The organism is Vibrio ouci (assembly GCF_004551525.1).
GTDB classification, from domain to species: domain Bacteria; phylum Pseudomonadota; class Gammaproteobacteria; order Enterobacterales; family Vibrionaceae; genus Vibrio; species Vibrio ouci.
On the sequence record NZ_SATR01000007.1, the window covers coordinates 75,656 to 99,357 of the forward strand.

General features: G+C 44.3%; 25 protein-coding genes. 5 read left to right on the plus strand and 20 right to left on the minus strand.

Features of this window, described 5'->3' with window-relative positions; all coding sequences use genetic code 11:
- Nucleotides 1–51: 51 nt before the first annotated feature.
- From ELS82_RS06840 to ELS82_RS06855, 4 genes are all read right to left on the minus strand, one after another.
- Nucleotides 52–864 (minus strand): hypothetical protein, encoded by an 813-nt coding sequence (locus tag ELS82_RS06840; protein WP_134834825.1) that lies wholly within the window; start codon nt 862–864, stop codon nt 52–54.
- Nucleotides 865–873: 9 nt separating this feature from the next.
- Nucleotides 874–1,632: a substrate-binding periplasmic protein gene (locus ELS82_RS06845; protein WP_134834826.1), complete on the minus strand. Its 759-nt coding sequence runs from the start codon at nt 1,630–1,632 to the stop codon at nt 874–876.
- Between the two features lie 91 nt (nt 1,633–1,723).
- Nucleotides 1,724–2,407 (minus strand): response regulator, encoded by a 684-nt coding sequence (locus ELS82_RS06850; protein WP_134834827.1) that lies wholly within the window; start codon nt 2,405–2,407, stop codon nt 1,724–1,726.
- The gene (locus ELS82_RS06855) at nt 2,404–4,023 is read right to left on the minus strand and encodes an ATP-binding protein (protein ID WP_134834828.1); all 1,620 of its coding nucleotides are present in this window, start codon (nt 4,021–4,023) and stop codon (nt 2,404–2,406) included. Before ELS82_RS06855 ends, ELS82_RS06850 begins: the two co-directional genes overlap by 4 nt.
- A 346-nt stretch (nt 4,024–4,369) precedes the next feature.
- On the opposite strand from ELS82_RS06855, the gene ELS82_RS26895 reads away from it, so the two are divergent.
- On the plus strand, nt 4,370–4,594 hold the full coding sequence (locus ELS82_RS26895; RefSeq protein WP_134834829.1) for a hypothetical protein: 225 nt from the start codon (nt 4,370–4,372) through the stop codon (nt 4,592–4,594).
- Between the two features lie 48 nt (nt 4,595–4,642).
- On the opposite strand, the gene ELS82_RS06865 is transcribed toward ELS82_RS26895, so the two are convergent.
- From ELS82_RS06865 to ELS82_RS06930, 14 genes are all read right to left on the minus strand, one after another.
- Nucleotides 4,643–5,809 carry a tetratricopeptide repeat protein gene (locus ELS82_RS06865; RefSeq protein WP_134834830.1) on the minus strand — a complete coding sequence of 389 codons (1,167 nt, stop codon included), beginning with the start codon at nt 5,807–5,809 and terminating at the stop codon, nt 4,643–4,645.
- The gene (locus tag ELS82_RS06870) at nt 5,806–6,423 is read right to left on the minus strand and encodes an energy transducer TonB (RefSeq protein WP_134834831.1); all 618 of its coding nucleotides are present in this window, start codon (nt 6,421–6,423) and stop codon (nt 5,806–5,808) included. The genes ELS82_RS06865 and ELS82_RS06870 overlap by 4 nt, the downstream gene beginning before the upstream one ends.
- The gene (locus tag ELS82_RS06875; RefSeq protein WP_004414186.1) at nt 6,423–6,827 is read right to left on the minus strand and encodes an ExbD/TolR family protein; all 405 of its coding nucleotides are present in this window, start codon (nt 6,825–6,827) and stop codon (nt 6,423–6,425) included. Before ELS82_RS06875 ends, ELS82_RS06870 begins: the two co-directional genes overlap by 1 nt.
- A complete protein-coding gene (locus ELS82_RS06880) occupies nt 6,824–7,381 on the minus strand; it encodes a MotA/TolQ/ExbB proton channel family protein (protein WP_134834832.1) in 558 nt (185 codons plus the stop codon). The genes ELS82_RS06875 and ELS82_RS06880 overlap by 4 nt, the downstream gene beginning before the upstream one ends.
- Entirely contained in the window at nt 7,381–8,736 is a 1,356-nt protein-coding gene (locus ELS82_RS06885) for a MotA/TolQ/ExbB proton channel family protein (protein WP_134834833.1), read from the minus strand. Before ELS82_RS06885 ends, ELS82_RS06880 begins: the two co-directional genes overlap by 1 nt.
- Nucleotides 8,736–9,500: a DUF3450 domain-containing protein gene (locus ELS82_RS06890; protein WP_134834834.1), complete on the minus strand. Its 765-nt coding sequence runs from the start codon at nt 9,498–9,500 to the stop codon at nt 8,736–8,738. Before ELS82_RS06890 ends, ELS82_RS06885 begins: the two co-directional genes overlap by 1 nt.
- Nucleotides 9,501–9,671: 171 nt before the next feature.
- The gene (locus ELS82_RS06895; RefSeq protein WP_134834835.1) at nt 9,672–11,774 is read right to left on the minus strand and encodes a TonB-dependent siderophore receptor; all 2,103 of its coding nucleotides are present in this window, start codon (nt 11,772–11,774) and stop codon (nt 9,672–9,674) included.
- A 156-nt stretch (nt 11,775–11,930) separates the two neighbouring features.
- A complete protein-coding gene (locus ELS82_RS06900; protein WP_134834836.1) occupies nt 11,931–12,383 on the minus strand; it encodes a TadE/TadG family type IV pilus assembly protein in 453 nt (150 codons plus the stop codon).
- Nucleotides 12,380–12,811 (minus strand): TadE/TadG family type IV pilus assembly protein, encoded by a 432-nt coding sequence (locus ELS82_RS06905; protein WP_244230765.1) that lies wholly within the window; start codon nt 12,809–12,811, stop codon nt 12,380–12,382. The genes ELS82_RS06900 and ELS82_RS06905 overlap by 4 nt, the downstream gene beginning before the upstream one ends.
- Nucleotides 12,808–14,082 (minus strand): TadE/TadG family type IV pilus assembly protein, encoded by a 1,275-nt coding sequence (locus tag ELS82_RS06910; RefSeq protein WP_244230766.1) that lies wholly within the window; start codon nt 14,080–14,082, stop codon nt 12,808–12,810. The genes ELS82_RS06905 and ELS82_RS06910 overlap by 4 nt, the downstream gene beginning before the upstream one ends.
- 132 nt (nt 14,083–14,214) lie before the next feature.
- A complete protein-coding gene (locus ELS82_RS06915; protein WP_134834837.1) occupies nt 14,215–15,621 on the minus strand; it encodes a histidine kinase sensor domain-containing protein in 1,407 nt (468 codons plus the stop codon).
- A 3-nt stretch (nt 15,622–15,624) separates the two neighbouring features.
- Nucleotides 15,625–16,290, minus strand: a complete 666-nt coding sequence (locus ELS82_RS06920) for a response regulator transcription factor (protein WP_134834838.1) — start codon at nt 16,288–16,290, stop codon at nt 15,625–15,627.
- 95 nt (nt 16,291–16,385) lie between these two features.
- A complete protein-coding gene (locus ELS82_RS06925; protein ID WP_134834839.1) occupies nt 16,386–17,165 on the minus strand; it encodes an MBL fold metallo-hydrolase in 780 nt (259 codons plus the stop codon).
- Between the two features lie 88 nt (nt 17,166–17,253).
- Complete coding sequence (locus ELS82_RS06930) at nt 17,254–18,141, minus strand: DMT family transporter (protein ID WP_134834840.1); 888 nt, start codon at nt 18,139–18,141, stop codon at nt 17,254–17,256.
- A gap of 141 nt (nt 18,142–18,282) precedes the next feature.
- On the opposite strand from ELS82_RS06930, the gene ELS82_RS06935 reads away from it, so the two are divergent.
- The 3 genes from ELS82_RS06935 (at nt 18,283) to ELS82_RS06945 (ending at nt 20,966) form a co-directional block, all read left to right on the plus strand.
- Nucleotides 18,283–18,984, plus strand: coding sequence for a glycerophosphodiester phosphodiesterase family protein (locus ELS82_RS06935; protein WP_134834841.1), 702 nt, complete (start codon nt 18,283–18,285; stop codon nt 18,982–18,984).
- A 271-nt stretch (nt 18,985–19,255) separates the two neighbouring features.
- The gene (locus ELS82_RS06940) at nt 19,256–19,651 is read left to right on the plus strand and encodes a SulA-like leucine-rich domain-containing protein (RefSeq protein WP_134834842.1); all 396 of its coding nucleotides are present in this window, start codon (nt 19,256–19,258) and stop codon (nt 19,649–19,651) included.
- Between the two features lie 211 nt (nt 19,652–19,862).
- Entirely contained in the window at nt 19,863–20,966 is a 1,104-nt protein-coding gene (locus ELS82_RS06945) for a phosphoribosylaminoimidazolesuccinocarboxamide synthase (protein WP_134834843.1), read from the plus strand.
- Nucleotides 20,967–21,028: 62 nt separating this feature from the next.
- Here the strand turns inward: ELS82_RS06945 and ELS82_RS06950 are convergent, their stop codons facing one another.
- On the minus strand, nt 21,029–21,565 hold the full coding sequence (locus ELS82_RS06950; protein WP_134834844.1) for an EF-hand domain-containing protein: 537 nt from the start codon (nt 21,563–21,565) through the stop codon (nt 21,029–21,031).
- Nucleotides 21,566–21,694: 129 nt separating this feature from the next.
- Between ELS82_RS06950 and ELS82_RS06955 the strand changes: the two genes are divergently transcribed.
- Nucleotides 21,695–22,609 carry a LysR family transcriptional regulator gene (locus ELS82_RS06955; RefSeq protein ID WP_134834845.1) on the plus strand — a complete coding sequence of 305 codons (915 nt, stop codon included), beginning with the start codon at nt 21,695–21,697 and terminating at the stop codon, nt 22,607–22,609.
- Between the two features lie 396 nt (nt 22,610–23,005).
- Here the strand turns inward: ELS82_RS06955 and ELS82_RS06960 are convergent, their stop codons facing one another.
- Complete coding sequence (locus ELS82_RS06960; protein WP_134834846.1) at nt 23,006–23,617, minus strand: pyridoxamine 5'-phosphate oxidase family protein; 612 nt, start codon at nt 23,615–23,617, stop codon at nt 23,006–23,008.
- Nucleotides 23,618–23,702: the final 85 nt, after the last annotated feature.

Below are 23,702 nucleotides of genomic sequence, written 5' to 3' on the forward strand. Positions count from 1 at the left end.
GCAAGCTCATATACTGATTATTAGAGTTTATACGCGAAGAGCAACATAATGTTAGTGTTTTTGAGATTCTAGATTCGGTAACGCCAATTTTATTACAACACGCTCAGTGGGATTTAGGGTTTTGTAACTGGCTCCCCAATACTTCTCGACGAGTTGATCGATAAGCCCATCCTGCTTAGCTTGTTTTAGAGCGGACTCAATTTCCGTTTTATATTGAGCCATACTTGGCGACAAGTAGAACTTAAAGTCTTTTTCATAAACCAGTAGCAGGCGCTTTTCAATTGCCAAGTGACTGTTCATCGCCGCTTCCGCACCTATCTCATTAATCCCTCGTGGGAAATAATTAACATCGCCATCAACACTGAGCTTATCGTACAGACTTCTCCACTCTCCATCTTCAAGGTATACACTCAGCTGATTATTGTTCCACACATCGACATCGAACCAATTCACGCCCATGCCAGCAACTAATTTAGAATTCCTTAACTCATCAATGGTTTCAATTGAATCAAATTTCGCTTGTAGCTTTGGTGGGATCAGCAACACCCTTTTACCAATTAATCCATTGGTCAAAGGGACGTCAACGGAAACATAGCGGTCATCTCTTTCTGGCGTGCTTAATAACCAAGTCATGCTTAACTTGTCACCTTGTACCATCTTAATGACCCGTTTTTGAGGAATATGCTCACTGGGTATTTCAATGCGTACCTTGTAACCTTCTCTGGTCAATGCTTCATACAACAACTCATGATAAAACTCATGTCCACCGTCAAGTTGCGAGGCCAAAGTTAACCTTAAAGATTCCTTTGCGAAACATTGCATCGATAGAGACAAAGCAACAGCGGCGTATATCCATAATTTCATACACATGCCTTAACGGTATTTGTTGAGAATTTGCTGATAAATACTTGTTCCACTTTCAGGGGTACGCTTCAAGTCATTTAGAGCATTCTGAAAGTGAAGTATCATGGTCCGGTCGACTTCTAAGTTGAAGGCAAAATAGAGCTCACCTTCGCGAAGAACATACACAACTTCATATTCTTCGGCATCATAACCCCCTTTTTTAATCCACCATTTGGCGACATTTTCCTCGTAGGCCCATAAATCGATACGCTCTTTAGTCAGTTGGTCAGCCAGCGTATCCGGCACGGAGCTCTCAACCATTGAATCACGAGGAACGCCGAGCTCTAGCAATAATTGTTCGCCAACATCATCTCGAATGACGCCAATGCGATACTGTGCAAGGGCCATCGCATGATTAATCTCTATATTCCTTGAGCGTTTTGCTAGCACGACAATCCGTGTTGGGCTGATTGGTCCCGCCCACTGGAAGATATGCTCACGTAACGGCGTTCGAGTCGTTGAAAACAAGACTGTATTAGGCTTAATCAGGGTCGCTCGGTAGGCTCTAGGCCACGGCTGCAACTGAATTTGAGGGAGAGTAATTGGACTTTGCGATTGCTTCCCCACTGCTTGCAGCACATCTACCGCAATGCCTTGGAGAACACCGTCTTGCTCAAAGTTATAAGGCGGATATTGCTCCGTCAGATAAGTAAGCTCATTTATTTGCGCGCTGCGCACTGGGCTTACCATGACGAAAAAACTAAATATGATGTAGATAACGAGTCGCATAAACGACCTCTATGAAATCTCTTATGATCCTATTTATAATGTAGAGGTCGTTTGCATTTACGTCTAGAAACTAGCACTAAAGCATTAGGTTCTAATGGGCTTTTTTATATGTTCGCTCTGGCCTACCGACCGTACCGTAATTAAGATCGGCTTCGAGTTCTCCCGTACTGATTAAGTACTCAAGATAACGACGTGCTGTTGTACGGCTCGCGCCAATTAACTCACCAGCTTCATCCGCTGTCATCAACACCGACTCATCAAATAACGCTTTTATCTTATCTAAAGTTACCGCATCAATTCCTTTTGGCAGCCTGTTCTTTGAGGTTTCGTTGATCGTTGAGGCCTGAAGCATTTTATCAACGATGTTTTGGTCCAAACCGTCGGCATGAGTGAGTTGCTGCTTCTGTAGCACATATTTTTTCAATGCTGCTTCTAATCGAGGGAATACGACCGGTTTTAATAGATAATCAACCACGCCACCTCGCATAGCCTGTTGTAAGGTTTCTACATCTCTAGCCGCTGTGATTAAAATAACATCGCAACACAGATGCTCGGTACGAAGATCATGGAGAATTTCAATGCCAGTACCATCGGGTAAATACACATCTAAAAGCAATAAGTCTGGGTCGAGCACTTCAAGCTGAAGTTTTGCTTCTAACTTAGTCGTAGCGATGCCGATAACTTCATAGCCACCCACTTGTTCTAAATAACGCTGATGCAGCTGAGCAATGGCGAGATCGTCCTCAATAATCATCACTCGAGTCACGGTACTCATCTTAGCTCTTCCTTAGGTAGGTATACTGTCATCCTTGCCCCATGTTCCTTGTTATTTACCATTTCTAACTCGCCATGGTAACGAATCGCGAGTTCATTAATTAAATATAGTCCGACACCTCTTGTGTCAGAATCTTTGCTCGAAACCCCTCGCCTGACCAGAGATTCAGCGCTCATATCATCCGGTAATCCACACCCTTGGTCTATCACTTCTAGGATCACTTCATTGCCAAAATCACTGATTGAGACTTCTATGGTTCGGCGATGAGGCGCTAGTAATGGCTCTTTGGTCAAAGCATCACGTGTTGCATCGAACGCGTTGTCGATAAGGTTGCCCAAAATGGTCACCAAATCTTCTGGGTTAATGCGACTTGGTAAAGGTTCTAATCGTGCTCCCTCTTCCACAACCAAACTTAGACCAAGTTCACGCGCGCGCTCGGTTTTACCTAGCAGCATGCCCGCAATCAGTGGTTCTTTGATCGTTTCGCGTAAAAACTCAATTAGCGCTTGATAGTGCGCCGTTTCCTGACCAATCAAATATTGCACCGCTTCGAGTTCACCCATTTGCACCATACCGCTAATGGTATTGAGCTTATTTCGATGCTCATGGGTTTGTGAACGCAGCATCTCGGCATACTCTTTGGTTTTCGCCAACTGCTCTGTCAGTTCAGTGAGATCATCTCTAAGACGGAAACTTGATACCGCACCGACAACTTTGCCTTCCACAATGATTGGACTTCGGTTAGCAATAAGACGCTTCTTGTTCAAATAAAGGTTGATGTCATGGTCAGTACGAGCGGTTTGTAGCACTGATTGTAAATCGCTATCAGGAAGTATTTCGCTCAGGGGTTTATCAATGCAATTCGCTTTGACTAAACCCAAAATCTGGCAAGCACTCTTGTTAATTGAACGCAGCTTACCTTTATCATCAATCGTGATAATCCCTTCTTTGAGGGTTTCTAAAGTTACGTCGAGCTCAACATATAAACGACCAATCTCTTCTGGCTCAAACCCTAAGATAGCGCGTTGAAATTTCCTTGAAGCGTAACTAGAGACAAGCGCATTAGCAGCAACCACCAGCAAAGCCATCGCAATTAAGTAAGCTAAAAACGGTTCGATTCTATCCTGGAGACGATCAATCAAGTAACCGACTGAGACCACACCAATGATCTCACCTTGTTCATTGAATACTGCCGACTTTCCTCGGACAGAATAACCCAAAGAGCCCTTCGCAATAGAGATATAGGCCTCGCCGTTGACTAATGCACGGTCGTTGTCACCGCCTTTCATTGGCTTACCGATACGCTCATCGAGTGGGTGAACAAGTCGGATGCCTTCATGATCACCAATTACGATGAATGCCGCACCGATCAGTGTTGTCAGGTTACGATAGCGCTGTTGGCTCTCGCCTGTGACGCCATGCTCAATCATCTCGATAACATAAGGAGACTTGGCAAGAAAGGAAGCAACGCCAAGCGCTTTATGACCCATTTCATCTTCTTGGGCATATTTGATATAGACGAATCCAGCTGCGACTAATAGCAAAAGCTCTATTAGGCCAGACAGTGTCATGATAATCAGCATTCGTTTACGAAAGCTGATACGACTCCATTTCATAACAACTCCTTGATAGGCCAACAAGATAACATCTGGCTAACACTTCTATGAATTATCATGGTTCAAACTGTGATGACGACAAAAATAAATCATTCTCAGTATCAATATTCGATTCCTTGCGTCTCACCGTGTGCATCAATTTAGATTGATAGAGAAAATCCGATATAAAACCAGTGGAATAGTTGATTTAGATCACATGAATTTTAGGTTATTTTTTGCGCGATCCTGTCGTTTGTTTTGTATAATTATTAAGCGTATTAAGCAGATCGTTTTACGGAAAAACTGGCATTAGCATTTACACAATAATGACTATATAAGTGCTCGCCAATATTGAAAGGGAAAGGCGATGAAACGGGACGTATTTGGCATTTGCTTATCTAAGTCTATGCTATCCAACAATTTATCTAGCACATTTACACACGTCAGGGCTTACCAAAAACAGGCTGAAAGTGAAGAAGTTACCGTACTGCACGCTTTTCCCCAAATGTCGGGGCAAGAGCTACTTACCAGCATGAAGTCTTCGCAAAAGCTTTTATGGCGGGCTGAATATATATGCTGTGATTTAAAGTAACAACAGCGGTAAAACAAAGAGGGAAGCTAAATGCTTCCCTCTTTTTCGTTAACCTGTTACTGCCTGAGCCTGACGAAGCTGCGTCAGATAAGTAATCCAACTCTCGGCTTGGCTAGAAGGCTCTGCACTGTTGGCTTTTTTCGCTTCAATCAGCGCTTGCTCTAACTGATTTAACTTATAAAACGCTCGCGTTTTTGCCAAAGCGACATCGGCCTCTTTCCCTTTAACTTTATCCAGCACACGCAAGGACTCTTTATAGTAACCTTGCTGAACCATAAGTTGAGCGACATTCCAGTGGTACTTAGCATTCATTTGCGCCGCAAGTTTCCAAACGCTGATCGCTTTGTCCCACTCTTTTGCCACTTGCCAGTATGACGCCTGTTCAGATAACAACTTCACATCCGTGGTTGCGTTATCGAGTTGACCGATTTGAACCGCTGCTCGCTCTGGTATCCCCCGCTTGGCATATAACTGCGCCAGTAAGTGGAGATCTTTTTGACTCAGCTCTAGCCCATTTAATTTGGCCAAAGATAGTGTATCAAGTGCTGCCTTGCTGTTACCTACCCTAAGCTGCAGCCCGACAAGCTGGCGCCACCAGTTAAGTTTCTCTGGTTGTAAAACAATCAGTTGCTCTAAGGTAGGAATTGCCTGTTTCCATTGCTCTAATTGCAATTGAGAACCTAGCTTTAGTGACAAGGGTTGCAAGCGTTCCTTCGGCTTGGTTTTAAGGTAGCTATTCGTCGCAGGAATCACCTTACTCCATTGCTCAATCTGATAATGAGATTGGGCAATCCGCAGCCACAAATCATCTGCTTTTTGCGTCTTTGGTACTGACTTTAACAAGGCATAATAGTGACCAAGTGCAGACTTAAACTGCTGATCGTTTAAGTAAAGATCCGCCAGCATACGTTCGGTTACCCACGCCTGCTCATCTTGCAATAAACCACTCGATACCGCGATTTTTAGCTGGTTGATGGCAGGTTTTATTTGACCCTCTTGCCAATAAAACACCCCCAGCATTCGAGCTACAAATGCGCTATCGTACTTGCGGTTTGTCTCTATCTCTTTCAACGAAGCAATCGCCTGTTTCACTTTGTCATCCTGTGCGAGCTCATGAGCCTTCTGTACCCGCACCGCAGTATACTGACTCAGCTCTTGCCCTATCGAAGAAACAGAAACAAGTAAGCAGGATAATGTGATTAGTCTTTTCATCATTGGGCTAACTTAAACTCCAATTTTACCGTTTGGCCAACTTGAGCGATTGCGCCACCATCAATGACTTTCGGTTGATATTTCCACTTTTTGAGCGCCCGAATCGCTTCTCGCTCAAACATGCGTTTTGGTTTTGCTTCAACCACTTCAATACTCGTCGGTTTACCCGTTGGATCGATAGTAAAACTCATAATCACATACCCTTCCGCGCCGCGCTTTAACGCCTTCGCAGGATAGCGAGGCTCGACACGATAAAGGGGCATGGCTTGTTGATTGACACCAAAATCACCAAACGTTGGCGCGCTGATAGCCAAACCATCAATTGCCGTATTTAGCCCAAGAGATGGCTGAGACATTGGCGACACTTCTGTTAGCCTTGTTTCTGTCTGTGACGTGGGCATTTGTTCTGGCACTTCAGGCGCTTTTGGTTGCTCTGGAACAGTGCGCTGTCGTCTTTGAACATCTTGCTCATTTTCAACCATCACCATATTGAAGCTTAGTGACTCAGTCGATTGTGGTGCTCGTTGATGACCACCATCCACCATCCAAGCCATGAAGGTAAATATCGATACCGCACAGACAAATGCTAAGGGAAGAACAATTAGCAATCGCTTCACTAGATCTTCTCCGCAGCAAGAGCAATATTTTTAACCCCAGCTCCCTTCGCCGCATCCATAACTTTAACCACAGTACCACTATACGCATGCTCATCAGCTTGAATCACTAATGACGCATCTGGCTTATCAAGTAACAAATGCTCTAAGGTTGCCTGAACGCGTTCTACATCCACCATGCGCTTATCGATGTAAATATCGTTAGCGGATGTCACCGCGACAAAGATACCCGCTTCTTTTTGGCTGACAACATTGGAAGCGGTAGGTCGATTAACTTCAACACCCGACTCTCGAACAAACGAACTGGTGACAATAAAGAAAATCAGCATGATAAAGACGATATCAAGCATTGAAGTCAGGTCAATTTGCGCTTCTTCTTGTTTTGATTGGCTGCGACCGAGTCTCATCGTCGACTCCTTAATGATTTTTCTAGTTTAATTTCTTGTCTGTGACACACCTTAACTAAGCGCGCATGGAAAAACATGCCTGTTAGCGCCGCAACCATACCTGCCATTGTTGGTAAGGTCGCCAAAGAGATGCCCGATGCCATTAATTTTGGATTACTACTACCTTGATTGGCCATTACATCAAACACAGAGATCATCCCTGTTACCGTTCCTAATAGGCCCAGCATAGGACAAATCGCCACCAACACCTTAATAATGTTGAGGTTCTGAGTTAACGACAAATGCGCTTGAGATAGCCAACCTTCTCTGATGGAGCGAGCGTGCCATGAATGGTGATCTGGGCGGCTAAGCCATGCATCCACCCACTGTTTACGCTGCTTAGGGAACTGAACCCATAGATAAACAACTCGTTCAAGGATTAACACCCAGCAGATACAAACAACTAGTAGTAGCCACCAAAGCACCTGCCCACCCTGCTGCATAAAAGCTTGAAGAGACAGCACCCAAGGCATGGATGCTATCACTTCGGGAAGCAGTGTGAATATTGCTTCCATTACGCCGCATTCCCTAGAGTTGTCACTTTGGCATCCATCTCTTTTTCAGCTTGTTCTGCAACCAGCCCGATTCCTTGCTTTTCAAGAATATGGCGAATCGATTCTGCTTGAGAGCTTAAGATGTTATGAGCTAAAAGCAGCGGCATCGCGGCAATAAGACCAAGAACAGTTGTTACCAAGGCCATGGAAATACCACCAGCCATCACTTTAGGGTCACCATTACCAAACTGAGTGATCACTTGGAAGGTTTCAATCATACCCGTGACGGTACCTAGTAGGCCCAGCATTGGCGCAAGAGCGGCGAGAAGTTTGAGCATTGATAAGCCTTTCTCAAGACCCGTTTGCTCATCAACCACGGCCTCAAGTAATCTTAACTCCAACGCTTCAACACTTTGCTTCTTCTCTTTGCTGTATACAGCTAACACGCGACCAAGTGGATTGTCCCCAGGCTGAGTCGGCGTCTTAAGTTGACGACGGATCTTTTGACGAGCGATAGATAAACTCACACCACGCACAACCGCTATGATTAAGCCAATTAACAATAGAACGAGGATAATTTTGCCGACAACACCACCCGCTTGGAGTCTATCCATTAACGTTGGTGACAGCGCCAATTGCTCAAGCATTACACCGCGTGAAGGATCAACAACAAGGTTTTGAATTGAGCCAGAACGTAACTCATCAAGTCCCGTTACTACTGGACCTTGCTCTGGTTGCTTTTGATAAGCCGTTGCAGTCTGCTTCGCACCGTTCCAGTTCAAGTAGCCCTGCTCACCAATTAATCCAAATGAGCCAAGTCTTGCCACTGATTCTGCACGTTGCTTGCCTTCGCCATCAACCAGTTGGATTTGCGTCTGCGCTAATTCACCGGACGCTTTAATTTGCTCTTCAAGTGCTTTCCATAAACCGGTTAGTTGAGGCATAGATGGCAGCTTGGTTGCCGCTACAATCTCTTCAACGACTTGCGTATGAGTTTGGTCGCCAGCTCCCGTCACTGAATATTTCAGTTCTGACTCTAGCTCTTTAGCATTTTGACGTACGACACCAAACACTTCTCCTAGGCTACCCGTTTCTAGTCGAAGGCTCTCTTCAAGTCGGGCAAGCTCATCTTCATTGGTGCTAAATTGTGCCGCTAACTTATCATTGGCCGCTTGAAGCGCTTGGCGCTGTTTCACCAACTCTGCTTTAAGTGTTGCTAGCTGCTTTTCCGTCTGTTTAAAACCGGACTCGCGTACTAGGTTATGCTGTGCCTGAGCTTTTGAGTCAGCTTGAGCATTCACCGTCATTTCACTAGCAGAAAGGTTAAAGGATGTCGCCGCCAGTGCGATAAGTGAGGCAATAAATGTGCGTTTCATTATTTCGCCTCCGCAACAGTGAGTGAAACGGGTAAGGTAATGAGACTAGGCGCTGCCTGTTTAGCCGCAATACTGAATGCTTTGTCGAGCTCAGACTTCATTGATGGGTCAACACTCACCCACTGGTTTTGCGCTTCGTCCCAAGACCAAAATGTTGAACCATTTAAACTGCGTGCAACTAAAGACAGGCGGCCCAAATACAAGATATCCGTTTCTAGCTTTTCACCAGCAACCTCAATTTGACCTTGGTATAAACCGAGTTTGGTGCCGTAATCAAGCTCAATCTGGTAGGCTTCAAGAATACGACGATATTTTTCTGCATCACTGATGTCGGCACGAACCATCATCTTGTCTAGCTTTGCAATTCGCTCTTGACGTTGAGTGAGTCGAATGGGCGCATCTTCAGCAACAATTGCCTTCAGCCCATCAATCATTTGATACATCAGCGGCACAACACCCTGACGTGTTTGTTTGATCTCTTCAATCTGACCACGGAAACTTGTCATCTCTTGCTCTTGGCTCGTTACCAATGCAGATAAGTGGTTCTTATATACTTCAAGATTCTTCACTTCTTCTTGAAGCTGTTCGATTTCTGCTTTGAGAGCGAGTGAAGTTTCAGCGCTACTATCGATACGTTGCTGACTTGAGGCAGAAGCCGAGTTGGTTTTACTTTGAATGCTTTGCGCAGCATCGAGGTTTGAGGCCAATACTCCTGAAGAGGATGCAGCAACAAGTAATGCTAGGCTGGATTTGATTATATTCATAACAGATATCATTAATTAACTAAATACAAGTGAGAACCAATCTCATTGTTAGTCGCACAATATAAGCTGATTGACGCAAATTGCAATCGTACTTACAAATTATACAAAAAAAAGAGAAAGGCTAAGCCTTTCCCTCTTGTGTATTTAAAATACTACCACTCTCTCATAGTATTAGTATTTTATCTGCAGCGTTGCCATGTAGTTGCGACCTTCACCGATTACTACATCTTCTGCGTATTGGTGCTTGCTCGATGTAGAACCACCGCCCGCTAGGTAATCTGTATCGAACAGGTTCTCTACTGTTAAGCGTGCAACCATATCTAAATCTGCATCATATTTGTATGTGTATGCCAGACCCATATCGACACGTGTATAGGCGTCTTTCTTGAATGTATTCGCTTCGTCTCCGTAGCGTGAACCTTCATAGATTACACCAAGGTTCACATCCATTTCGTTTGTCGCTGCATAAGTAGACCAAACGCTCGCGGCAAACTCTGGAACATCAACAGGTCGATTGCCTGCGTATGTTTCATGGTTTGTGATTTCCGCATCAAGATACATAGCAGAACCAGATAACGAGAATTTCTCTGTCACAAAGCCTTGTGCCGACAATTCCGCACCACGGTGCTCTTGCTGACCACCCTGTGTCACAACATAATCGCCTGACGCTGGATCTTCTACATCTAATTCAATGTTTTCTTGTGTAATGTCGAACAATGCACCTGAAACAAATAGGCGGTTATCTAGCAATTCCCATTTTGTTCCTACCTCGTATGCTTTACCAATCGCAGCGTCAAGCAGCTCACCTTCGTTAATATAAGTGCGGCTACCGCTGGTTACTTGGCCCTGCGGCTCGAAGCTTTCAGAGTAAGAAACGTAAACGCTACCGTTATCCGCTGGGTGATAAATTACCCCAAGTTTTGGTGCAAAGTTTTCTTCTGCGACACCGTCTTGAACTTTACGGTCGAAACGCAAACCAGCAAGAAGTTGCCATTGATCGTTAATCGTCATTAGATCTTGTGCATAGAAGCCCCAAGTATCGTAACGCCCTTTCGGCGCAAGGCTAGTCGCCCCTGGTACTTGTACTGGTACTGGTACAGTTTCGCTTGGTGCATATTCACCTTTATTGAAGCTATCCATACCACGCTCGTAGCTGTAACCCAACCAGTTACCACCTAGTAAGATCTTATGATCCATTCCAGCAAAGCGAGTATCTGCCGCTAAGTCTAAGTAACCCGTTCTAAAGCGCCATTTGTCATGGCGATAATTTCCGCCTTGTGTAACCGTGCCTGTGCCATCAGGGTTTAGATTGGCAAAGCTTGGGTAGCTCTCTACATCAATACGCTCGAAGTCCTGGTAATTAAAGCCGGTGTTTAGGGACCAAACGTCCGTAAGCTGGGCGTTTACATTGAAGCCAACGTTCTCTACGTCATTCTCAATTTCAGACCACTGAGCATCCCAGATATGATCTTTGTTACCAACTAATTGACCATCAAGTGTATAAACCGCGCCAGAATCCACACTGCCTTTGTCATTAGTTTTATCATAGTGAACCGATACGGTTACATCATCAGTAACATCGTAATCAACGAACAAACCACCAACGAGTCGTTCAGTTTGAGGCTTAGAACCGTCACCGTATGTTCTCCAAGAGCTGTAGCTTTCTTTCGAAATAATTGTGCGAGCACGTAGCGTTTCATCGTCATTTAGCGCGCCACTCACATCAACCATGGTACGCGAGTGATCGTTAGAGCCCACATCTTGGCTCACGTTGACTTGAGTTTCGTAAGTTGGCTTTTTAGTGACCATATTGATAAGGCCACCTGGCGCTGACACACCGTAAAGCAGACCTGATGGCCCCTTCACGACTTCTACGCGTTCTAGAAGCTCTACCGGCTGACGATAATGAGACCAGTGTTGATGACCATCGCGTAGGAAACCTGATGAGCTTTGTACTTCAAAGCCACGTAGTGAAAAACGTTCACGGTTTCGGCTTGTGCCACCAGCACTCACACTTGCATCATTTTTTAATACATCACCAAGAGTACTTGCGCGCTGCTCATCAATGATTTGCTCATCGATGACTGCAATTTGTCCCGGAGTTTCAAGCTGAGTCGCCTCCATTCGCATCGCCGTGGCATTGGTATCAGCTTTGTAGCCGTAGTCACGCCCTTCCACGACCATGTGCTCATCTGTTTTAACCGTTTCCGCAACCACTGCAGGAGTCGCTAATACAGCACCAATCACGAGTGCTAACTGACTCTTAGTGAACATAAATTTCTCCGTTTCTTTATATACAAAGCTTCTCGCTTTGCTTAGTTATTTATAACGAAACGAAATATAAGTGATAACCAATATCATTTGCATTAAATTTACAAAATTTACTTTGGTATGAATTTAGTTAGTAAAAAGGTGGGCCAAATAGAAGGGTTAGCAGTCGGTATCAGTGTCATTGGGTACTTGGCCTAGACTCTCACTTGGGATGGTGGTTTCAAAGCTCGGCATTGGTAAAACACCACTATCACCGATAAAAGAAAGCAGCGCGACAAAACGATAGTTCAAATCGGTAGCTCTCGCTCTGACAAATCTTACATCTTCAGCAACAGGAGCCGCTAAAACGTTACTTCCTTCGTCGAGATACTCGATTGTAATGTTGGCCTCTCCAACAGATGAAATATAACTGGTGTTGGCAACAAAGGTTTTTATACCGGTATCGTTTATTTCACAAACTGCAGCCATTCTAGCCGCTGCACGTACAGACTCACTCACCGCCTGCATTGAAAACATAAAATAGCCAATTGACGCGATCGCCAGCATGATCATCATAAGAAATGATGACATTACGGTGAATTCAATGATGGTAATTCCTTTTACTTTTTTCATTGATCCAACCTCGCCACGGTTGCTGCATTCATAGGGACGGCCAGTGAAAATTCTGTATTAGGGATTTTCGTCGAGAAAAGAGGTTCAAATGTATAGTTTGCCGAAACCGTTACAAATTGATTATTTTCACAACTCACCGTGACATCGGTCGTTGAAAGATTATCAATCAAAGCGGAAGTACCCGTATTCAATGTTCCATAGACAACAAACTGTTTTACATCATTTTGTGCGCTAATTATTGGCCCACAGCCCGACATTTGACTCAAGGTAGAAGCATACCTCGCTCCTACCCTAACCGCCTTATTCAACGTATTCATCTCAACAAATACTCGCGCAACTTCGACGACAGCGACAAGCAGTAGCAGCAGTATCGGCAAACCAATAATCAACTCTACCGCTGCTAGGCCTTTTTGTTTACGCAACATCATGACCCGCCTCCTACAGAGGATGGATCTTTGTAAAGAACAATACGAGTTATGCCAGTATCAGTATCGGAAACCCCTCCTTCGATGACTGAGCATTGCTCGATAAATTCACCAAAGATACTTTGTTGACCCGTTTTACCTGACTCCTGAGATGAGTCATAACGCTGCAACATAAAGAAACAACCAATGCTGGTTACGGTAAATTCGATCTTACCGCCCGACTTAGTCGCAGAATCACAATCTAAAACTGGTACAGGTAAAACACGTCTCCAAGCTGCGCCTCCGGCTGATTTACAATCAGCATCATTTAAACACGCTTTGGTTTGCTCCACATACTCGGTGTAAGTCCACTTATCAGGCGATGCTGAGGCATTATGATCCACAATATTGTCCGTCGTAATAGCAGTATCAGGTTCCGTTATTACCAAATCTGGTGGGTAATAGACACCATCGATTGTTTTACCTTCAAAACGGCTATCAATGTCTTCCGTTGCACCAACGGCGTTACCCGTTTCAGAGTCAATGGTTTCGTCTACCGAAACGACCACGGTATTCTTACCAACCAAAGCGTCACTGACCGTAGACTTGCCGCTACCAATATCAAGTAAGTGGTAATTACCTGCGCCGAGCCCATCCGGGTCGTCCGACTGGCTACCAGACTTTATTTCGTACGCTTTTGCAATTTCATAACCTGCAGGACCGACATCACTACCTTCACACATACCTATCGGAAGAATGTTTGAAGTACCATCAACAAAAACCGGGCCTGCGACGGCACTTGCCGATACTGTTTTTTCGATACCAAATAGATCGAGGAAGAACTCGCTAAGGCCTATTTCGGAAACTTGAACTCGCACATAAACCATGTCAGGAGAGGCTGGAAAAGTAGTCGAAAAACCACTATTTGGAGAGTCAGAATACTCAATTGACAAAAGGTTGAGGCCATTACCATCCTCAGTGGCAGTTAGCTCAATTTCATCGTTGCCGGGGGATTCAATGACTTTCTTGTATGATTCGATGATTGCTGTATCGGTATCACTTTTCTCATTCGTTCGATTAGCAACTGTAGCCCCTGCCAGAGCAATAGTATCGACAGCATTTTGCAGGCGCGTTTTATTAACCACAAAGTGAGAAACATCGATAGAAAGCGCAGCTATCGTTATAAACGCAACCATGCTCATGGTCATAATCACCAAGGTCAAACCTCGCTGATTACGTATTCGGTTTGGGTACTGACGCATGTCCATAGCCCCCTTGGCCGATGCTTCAGCCAATATCACTAGTTCCCTAAAGTGTCTTTCACCAGAAAATACGAGTGAGTCAACTCGCAATCATCAGTTCCAACGAATAAGCCACCACACTAGATAAACTATAGTTCAATCTATCGGTACTGACTAAATTGATAACTAGATCTTGGTTCCGTTTTTTCTAGGCTTGTCACATGGAAATTGCAGCTCAATTCTTAGCCCGCCGTAAGTGCAACTCGACGCCTTCACTTCACCGCCAACTAACTTCATGGATTCTTTGACAATTGCAAGGCCAAGCCCGTATCCCCCGCTCTGCTTATCACGTGCGGACTCTAAACGGGTAAAGGGTCTGAAGATCTCACTCAACTGGTTAGACGGAATACCCGGACCATCATCGACAACTTCAATCACGACTTTTTGCTCAAGATCGCCTGTCAAAACATAAAGAGAGACTTCTATGATGGCTTGAGGTCCAGCATACTTGATTGCATTGGATATTAAGTTAGTTAAGCAACGCATGACCAGACGTTCGTCCGTGGTCACCATTGGCACACCATCACTCATGTGAGCGACGATTTTCTGAGTTTTCCCTAACTGTAGCTTGCTTTGCTCGATCTGGTTGGTCATCACCCCTTCAAGACATATAGGGCGCAGGTTTGATTCATACCTGGCATTTTCGATGCGACTAAATTCGAGAATTTCTCCAACCAACCCATCCATTTCATCCACTTCTTTTTCTAGTCGTTCAACCAAGGGCAAACTGATATCTGAGGCTTTGCTGCGTAATAGATGAAGCGCTAAATTCTGCCGGGCTAGAGGCGTTCTCAACTCATGGGAGACATCCCGAATCAGCTGTTTTTGTCGCTCTGCTAATGCGTGAATCTCTTGAGTCATATTGTCAAAATCACGCGCAAGATCATTAAACTCGGTGGTCTTAGAATTTAGCTCCGAGACGACATTAACGGAAAAGTCCCCCGACGCTAGACGGCGACTTGCCTCACGCAGCCGATCAAGAGGCTTTTGCAACTTTCGGGCAAGTATCAGTGAAAACAGCGCCAACATCGCAATCACAATAACCACTTTGCTAATAGCAAAATAGACGATAAAACGATGAGCCGGATGTAACTCACTAGGAAGTTGAACAACAAGTGTATTGCCCTTCACAAGCCTCACACCAATCAAAGGCTTACTTACTCGGTCATTTAGTGGACCATTGAGTTCACGAAGAAAACGTAGCTTAAACTCAAAATGTGGATGCATTTGGCGGTGAGAAAGCGGTTGGTTTTGTGCATCAAGGACAAATAAGTAGTATGGCTGTGCATTGCCCCAGTCAGCGAGCTCGTCCATATCCCCTTCTTCAATCAGCACGTTAGCTTGCTCGGCGAGCGATTCTATTTTCTGTTTCACTTGCGGCGGCACTTTTAGCACAGCCGAAACTAGCGCTTGTTCGGCGAGCGCCTGCAAAAGCACAATGCTAACGATGACCGCAGACATATAACTAAACAGTTGAAAGAAAAGCGAGTCTTTCCTTTTCACGATCATGGATGGACAAGAGAGCTGAAACATGACCTAACGCCCTACGCTTCCGACAAAACTATAACCTTTGCCACGCACTGTTTTGATGTGCTGTTTTGATAGTCCCGCCTCGATAAACTTGCGGCGTAAATTACTGATGTGCATATCTAAATTGCGATCAAAGGGGCTCAATTCTTTCTTTAGCACCTCAATCTGCAACTCTGCTTTTGATATAACTAAGTTTTCTCGGCTAACTAAATAGCTAAGTAAATCTGATTCTGTGCCTGTAAGGGGTAAACTTGGTATTTGAGAGGCAATGCCATCTTTATCAAGCTGATAGGAATGCCTTTGTTTTTCGAGACCGACACGACGAAAAATCGCTTTAATTCGGGTTAGCAGCTCCGGCACTTTAAACGGCTTAGCGATGTATTGATCAGCGCCTGACTGGTAACCGTCTAATATTGAAGCCTCGTCATTGAGTGCAGTTAGCATCAAAATTGGCGTCGCAAAGCGTTGGCATATTTTACGCGCAACTTGCATACCATTCAGTTTTGGTAGCATTACATCAAGTAACACTAAGTCTACTGAGGTCTTTTCTATAAACTGAAGTGCACTCTCGCCACAATGGACACTATCTACCTGATAGCCTTCGGCTTGTAATACATCAGTGAGTAACTCACACAGCTCAATATCGTCATCGACAACTAACACTCTGGACATGAGAATAACAGTACAATTGAAAAAGGTTCGCATTCTAATCTTGAAGCACGATAAACACAATCAAGAAACGATAGAATCTCCAACCTAACTGACCGTTATTTGTTTTTGATCATAAGCTTTCGCCACGTTACTGCCCCTAGCAGACTACGTAGCTTAACTTTAGTTGCTCTCCAATGAGTGGTTGGCGTACGTGGCGCTGTACTGAGTAAATGATGAAACACCTCACTGGTAAACTGCACTTTTCCACCATGGGCAACTAGCAATACAGCAGGTTCAAGATTATATACGCGCTTAATGGATGCTTTGTATTGGTTAGGATGGAAGACAGGGAATGGAGAAACCAGTTGTTTTTTCACCTCAACCATTAGATCAGCTACGTAAAGGATACTCTGCTTTTCATGATGAAGTGATAAATCGCGGTCGGTATGCCCCGGCGTTTCTAATACTTTCCAATCTTCGAAATCAGGAATACATTGACCATCAGACAACTGAATATCTGCGCGTAACTTGCGTGAATACCACAGATTTCGCTTTGGCTTTCTTTTTCTGTTTGCAACCCAACGCGCCAGCGCAATGTCCGTTAAATGCATAACAAAACCGTCGATTCCCCCATACCAGTGAGAATCGCGCTTTGCGGAGACAATCTTACATCCAGTCAAGCTTCTAAGCTTGTGGGCCGCACCTGCGTGGTCTGGGTGCATGTGGGTAACAACCACAACAGACAAATCCGAAAACGGTCGCTGTAGTTCATGGGTGATGAATTGTTTGATGTATGAAATGTCTGCACGGGAGGCTCCATCAAGAAGCATTAACTTGTCGGAGTACTCCGCTAAATAGATGGTTTGGATATATCCGTCAATGGCATGAAGTTTCACAGCTCACCCTGTTAACATTTAATTTACAAAACGATAGCAAGGTGCCAGTGCTTAGGAAAGAGCAATCACTCTAATATGTGAACAAAGTTTATTGCGATGATGGTCGTTTAACGAATTTCAGTAGTTTACCGTCAGTGCGATAGAAAATAAGCGCTAACAAGATCAAGCTACAACCAATCAATTTATTTCTGGAAAGCTGCTCGCCATACCAAAGGATGCTTAAGATTACAGTCCAAATTGGCTCAAGCAACATAATAAGAGCAGCATTGCCAGGATTACACCCCTTCTGCCCTAGAGTTTGCATCACATACCTCAAACTGGTTGCCAGCAATGCACTCAGTGCGAACCAACCCCATATAGATGTTTCAACGTGTGTGGGTATCGTTTCGAATATTGCAGAAGCTATTAAGGCAATAACGCCAGTAACACATAGCTGAATCGCCGTCAGCAATAGCACCGGGATCTTTTGGGCGAGTTTACTGTTCACATTAAAATGCAGCGCAAGTAGACAAGCATTGGCCAAAAACCATATTTGACCAGCTGAACTATTCCAGCCATCGGTTAAAGAGAGCATCGCCAAGCCACTAACCGCGATAGGCATCGAAATCCAAAACGCACGTTTAGGTCTTTCTTTATAAAGCAGCCAAGCAATGATTGGCACGATAATCATCGATAAGCTGACGATAAACGCCCCTTCACCCAAGGTTTTACTTATCGAAATCGCGTGTACCCAGCTAAGTAACGCAAACGCTAGGATCATCCCTCCGCCAACAGCTTGTGATAGTAATTGAAGCGTCAGTTGACGAACTTGCTTAAAACAGAGCGGTAGTAAACAGATTGAGGCAACTAAAAAGCGCAATCCTACGAAACCAAAAGGCGGTAATCCTTGGATGGTTTCTTTTGAGAAAATCCACCCAAGTCCTGCCAATGCCGTGGTTGCAACGAGTATCCAAGCAGCTTTATTTTCAGCGTTCAAAGTCGAGTCTCTTTATTGTAATTATTTTATAATTTATGAGCCGATAGTGTCAGATTCATCAACGAATAGCTACGACTTATCTACTCTAAGTTCTCATTTAGGGGTACTCTATGTAGCACGACTATTCTATCGAATTTCACTATGATTATTGTTGGGCACCGAGGCGTAGCAGGACGCTTTCCCGAAAACACGCTAGCCAGTATTCAAGAGGCTGTAACGCTTGGTTTAGATTGGATTGAAATCGACGTTCAACCAACGTTAGACAACCACTTAGTGGTTTGTCATGATCACACTGTCGACCGTTGCTCTAATGGTAGCGGCAGAGTCGACGAGCATACTCTAGAACAGCTCAAGCAGCTTAATTTTGCCGCACGCTTCAAGTACGACATCGAACACCAATCCGTTTTGACTCTCGACGAGCTTTTGCAGTTTGCCACAAGCCATCAATTAAAATTAAACATTGAGATCAAAATCGATAGGCACTGTGCTAAATCTGTATGTCAGCTAATTAAACAAACGTTAGAGTCACACCCGATTCATGCAGACCGCATCGTACTATCCAGTTTTAATCATGACGTCATCAGACATTTGCATAAGATGCTCACTTTCGTCCGTTTAGGTGTACTCAGTGAACGCTTGAAACGTGCAGATAAAGATCTATTGGCGGAAGTCTCTGCGTTTAGCTGTAATCTGAACTATCAATGGGTAACCACCCAACAGATCTCACACCTAAAGCAGCAAGGCTATCAGGTATGGTGTTATACCGTGAATAACCCTAATTCTTTACGAAATAAACACGGGCTAGACGCAATTTTTAGCGATTACCCAGAGCGCTTCCTCTAATAATTCAACGCCTCTTCTTCCTACAGTGTTATACAGGACTACTGTATAACACTGTATAAAATCACGTGCGCCTTATCACACTTCTTGTTTTCCCCCTGAATTCTCCAACCCAAGACAAATTCAACTTTATCCACTTACATTCAATTACTTACAGAAGAACCCGCACCTAGAAATGTGAGTTTTCGATGAAAAAACAGGCAAAAAATACTTGATCATAAAACCAAAAATAACTACTGTATAGGCATACAGCATGTACAAAGGAACAGTTATTATGATTCAGGCACAACACACAGCTCGCGCATTCTCTAAGTTTAATGTTCTTGCTCAACCGACTCAGCCAATGAACATTGACCATTCTACGCTACATCGTCTCGCTGGACTGTCAGGTCAGAGCCAGTGGATCTTATTTACCTCTGAGTGCCCTCGTCCTAATTACGACCAGTTTGCTGCGTCTCATATTAGCTGCCAAAAGATCATTCAGATGAAACCTTCTCATACACAGAGCGAGTTTGAGATTGTCAAAAAAGCCATTCAATCAGGTAATGCGAGTGCTGTAGTCGCATCAACCAATATTGCTGCTGTTGAACAAAGCTTACTGCGCAATTTGGCCGAACAGTTCCAGTGTGAAGTCTTCTTCGTTGAGGGCAGAGTTAACCAGTACCATTAGCAAGCTCAACGATAGTCACTGCCTTTTGCCCCCTCCCAGCGAGGGGGCTTTCTTTTTTCACTAACCATTCGTCGAACTTTAAACGATAAGTAAAAAATTAAGCAAACGTTTGCTTTTTATCTGGCAGCGACAAAAAGTTCTGGTATCATGCGACTCAAATCTATTATCTCTAATGATAATTTCCACGTTGCTTTAAGATAGGAATGTCTAGATGAGTCTCGCTGACCAAGTTCTTGCCGTAAATGATGATCTTCCAATTCGTACTGATAAACCGGTTCACAGTGGCAAAGTTCGCTCTGTATATTGGCTAACAGAAGAAGACAGCAAACGTCTGATTAAAGAAAAAGGCTACGACGTAGCACCAGATGCCCCACTTGCTATCATGGTGATCAGTGATCGCATCTCTGCATTCGATTGTATTTGGCACGCTGAAGGTGGTCTAAAAGGCGTACCGGGGAAAGGTGCTGCACTCAACGCTATTTCTAACCACTGGTTTAAGCTGTTTAAAGATAGTGGTCTTGCTGATAGTCACATTCTAGATATCCCTCACCCATTCGTTTGGATTGTCCAAAAAGCCAAACCCATCATGATCGAAGCGATTTGTCGTCAATACATTACTGGTTCGATGTGGCGCGCATACGAAAAAGGCGAACGTGAATTCTGTGGTATTCAGTTACCTGAAGGGCTTGCAAAAGACAAAGCACTGCCAGAACTATTGATGACTCCTTCTACGAAAGGTATTTTGAAAGATATCCCTGGTGTGCCAGAAGCTGACGACGTCAATATCACCCGCCAAAACATTGAAGATAACTTCGCCGCATTTAATTTCTCTAAAGCTGAAGATATCGCCCAGTACGAGAAACTCCTGCGCGAAGGTTTTGTCGTTATCAGCAATGCACTGGCCGAAATCGAGCAAATTTTCGTTGATACTAAATTTGAGTTTGGCTATGTCCATGACGCAGCGGGCAATGAAAAGCTCATTTATATGGACGAAGTGGGAACACCAGACTCATCTCGTATCTGGGATGAGAAAGAGTACGACGCTGGTAATATCGTTGAAAATTCTAAAGAAGGGTTCCGCCAATTCTTGCTAAATCACTTCCCTGATCCGGATATCCTGCTAAACAAGGAACGTATGGATGAGCGTGAAGCGTTAGCACGAGACAATGCTTTGCCTCTCGAAGCGCTTCAAGATATCTCGCGTACCTATATTGGTATTGCAGAGAAAATTACCGGTCAACCAATCAAGTTAAGCGACAATCCTAAGCAAGAGATCATTGATATCTTAAGCAAGGAATACGGACTGATTGATTAACTGATCTCATGCTCAAAAAGCAACGCGCTCCATACAAATCGGAGCGCGTTTTATTGCTTAGCTTATTTGTCTTTACCGCCTTTATTACTCCCGCCGCTGTTGCCTCCACCACGATTACCGCTGTTGCCCTTATTGCCACCATTCCCTTTATTGCTGTTACCTTGACTGCTACTAGAGCTACTGCTTTCGTTGCGACTTGCTGCTTTCGCTTCTCTAGCCTCTTGCTTACTGGTTTTCAGCTCTCCAGTACCGTTGCCAGGATTTGAGTATTTCGCATGCGCCGCAAGCTCTTCTTCGCTGACAAAACCATCTTTATCTTTGTCAAAAGAAGCAAACGCGCTTAAGCCAGTTTCGTTTTCAGTCTCGGCTTCATCCTCATCGCTGCCTTCTTCTTCCTCTTCAACAAACTCACCCTCAGCACCAAGCCGAAACGCGTTGAACTCGTCAGCGGATACTAGCCCATCGCCATCGGTATCCATTTCTTCAATACTCGGCGGGGTTTTGGTTCGGTTATTGTCTTCATCAACTTCTTCTTCCGCGTAGCTATGCACTGTAACCATTGCTAGGCCTGCAACTAGAAGTGTCATTAATTTGTTCATTGCAGCTCCTCCTTGTTCTTATAACAAGTGTAGCCCACTAACTTTCGGCCGATTAGTAACGACAAACTCCTACCATTCCAAGCTCGATAAGGTTATAAATAGCGAGTTCCTCCTAACCCCGTGACTTGTATGGATTACCTTGCCCTTTCACGCATCAGTTTGAAGCATTTGACTGCATTCCACGTCCTGCTAAGTACTCATAGTGTGACGACCACAGCCAGTATTTTATGTGTTACTCCTTCGAGTATTAGTAAGACACTTGGGCAGTTACGCGAACAGATGAATGATGAGCTTTTCTATCGAGATGGCGCGCAATTAGTCCCTACCGCTTTTGCTCTTAGCATTGGTGCTGAAGTACATAAGATTCTCTCGAGCATGAATGGTATTCTTCACCAAGGTGAGTTCCAACCGAGTGATTTCACTGGCGAGATTTCTCTTTCAATGCGAGAAAGTACTTTTGAGCTGTTTTCACACAAAATTGCCGATATATCTCAGCAACTTAGTACCTCACGTGGGATTAAGGTTTACGCCAAAGAGCAAGCAAGCTTTGACGCACTAATAAGAGGTCAGGTCGACTTTATGATACTGCCTCACGATATCAGTCAGCCTCCGACTCGTAGTCGAGACTTGATGTGGAAGCAGATTGTATCTGACGAAATGGTCTGCTTAATGGCTAAAGATCACCCACTGGCTGAGAAGCAACTATCCATTGATAATTACCTTGCCTATCCGCATATTGGCATTTTGGATAAAGATCTTGCCGAGCCTTACTTCGAGCAGAACCTGACGCAACAACATGGTTCGCGTAACGTTGTTATTTCAGTCGCTGACTTTGGCGCCGCTGCGGTGATGTGTCATCAAAGTGATTACCTGCTGACTTGCTCTAAAAAATGGGCAGAGCAATCCAGACAAGCAAAGGGGTTGGTGAGTAAACCACTGCCTTTTGAATATGGCAAAGTCGGCTATAGCTTAGTGTGGAATCAAGCCAGCTTGAACGATCCTGCGCTGCAGTGGCTACATAGTCAGTTAATCAGTAGTGTTTAGGTGTAGACTATCAGCAGCTTGGTGATTATGTGCAAATGGGTATACTAAATAGTGGTGAAACGCTAGCTATAGCCGACACAAACTGACAAAAAACCGAGGTTATTTGTCAATTTTCTCCATTTTATGCCACTAATTTGCTAATGGATTTAGATGAACAGCCTGCATGGAAATGGTCCGAAGAAAAATCGAATAAGCCATTGTTTATTCGATTTTTCTAATTACATAGCACCTTTGAACGTCGGTAATCGCAGCCGGAAGCGGGGCCAGCAGAGCAGCACCATCAACAAAATATCCAACGAAAAGGTCGTATCTTTGCAACTTGAGTTAAGCACTTATTCCAAGAGGAACACCACCACACCTTATACGGGATCTAACTCTCGGCCCACAGTGTCTTTCTTACAAATCTGATATATAGCGTTCTTGAACACCAGCATCTATTTCTTCAATAAATTCTCTATCTTTATCCATATTTTCCGCGATCTCGCGTCCAAAAGAAATCTTGACTGGAGTCTGGTAGCTTGCTTTATCCCAAGCTTTGCTGCGAAGAAACGCTTTTCCACAGTGAAAATAAGCATTGGTCACAGAAATTTCTAGTACCAAAATAGCACGGTGGGTGTGCCCTGAAACCGTGTCACATATATCCCCTTCCAATAGTTTGCAAATACCGTGAACGCGCAGGCTTTCGACTGTTCCTGGGCGAAGAAAAATCAACCCGACTTTATCGTTGGATGTCACAATATTCTCTAGCGAGAATGCCAGCTTATTCCCTCTTAATTCCGGTAACAGCAGCGTTTGCTTATCTTGCACTTTAACAAAACCAGGCTTGCCGCCCTTAGGTGAGATCGTTGGGAAACCAAATTCATCAACGGTGGATAGCATAACTAAGGGAGAGGTTTCGATAAATGCCTGCATTCGGTCATTCAAAGCCTCATATATTTTCTTTTTTGCCAAAGGATTAGGTTTACCGATGCTGTATCTCATCTCTTCGACGGAACGGATATTTCTCATTGTCTTCCTCATGGTGGTCATCCCTAATAAAAAGGGGGGAGAAGGATAAATATGTTCTATGCTCGCCGTAAACGAAAAATTAGAG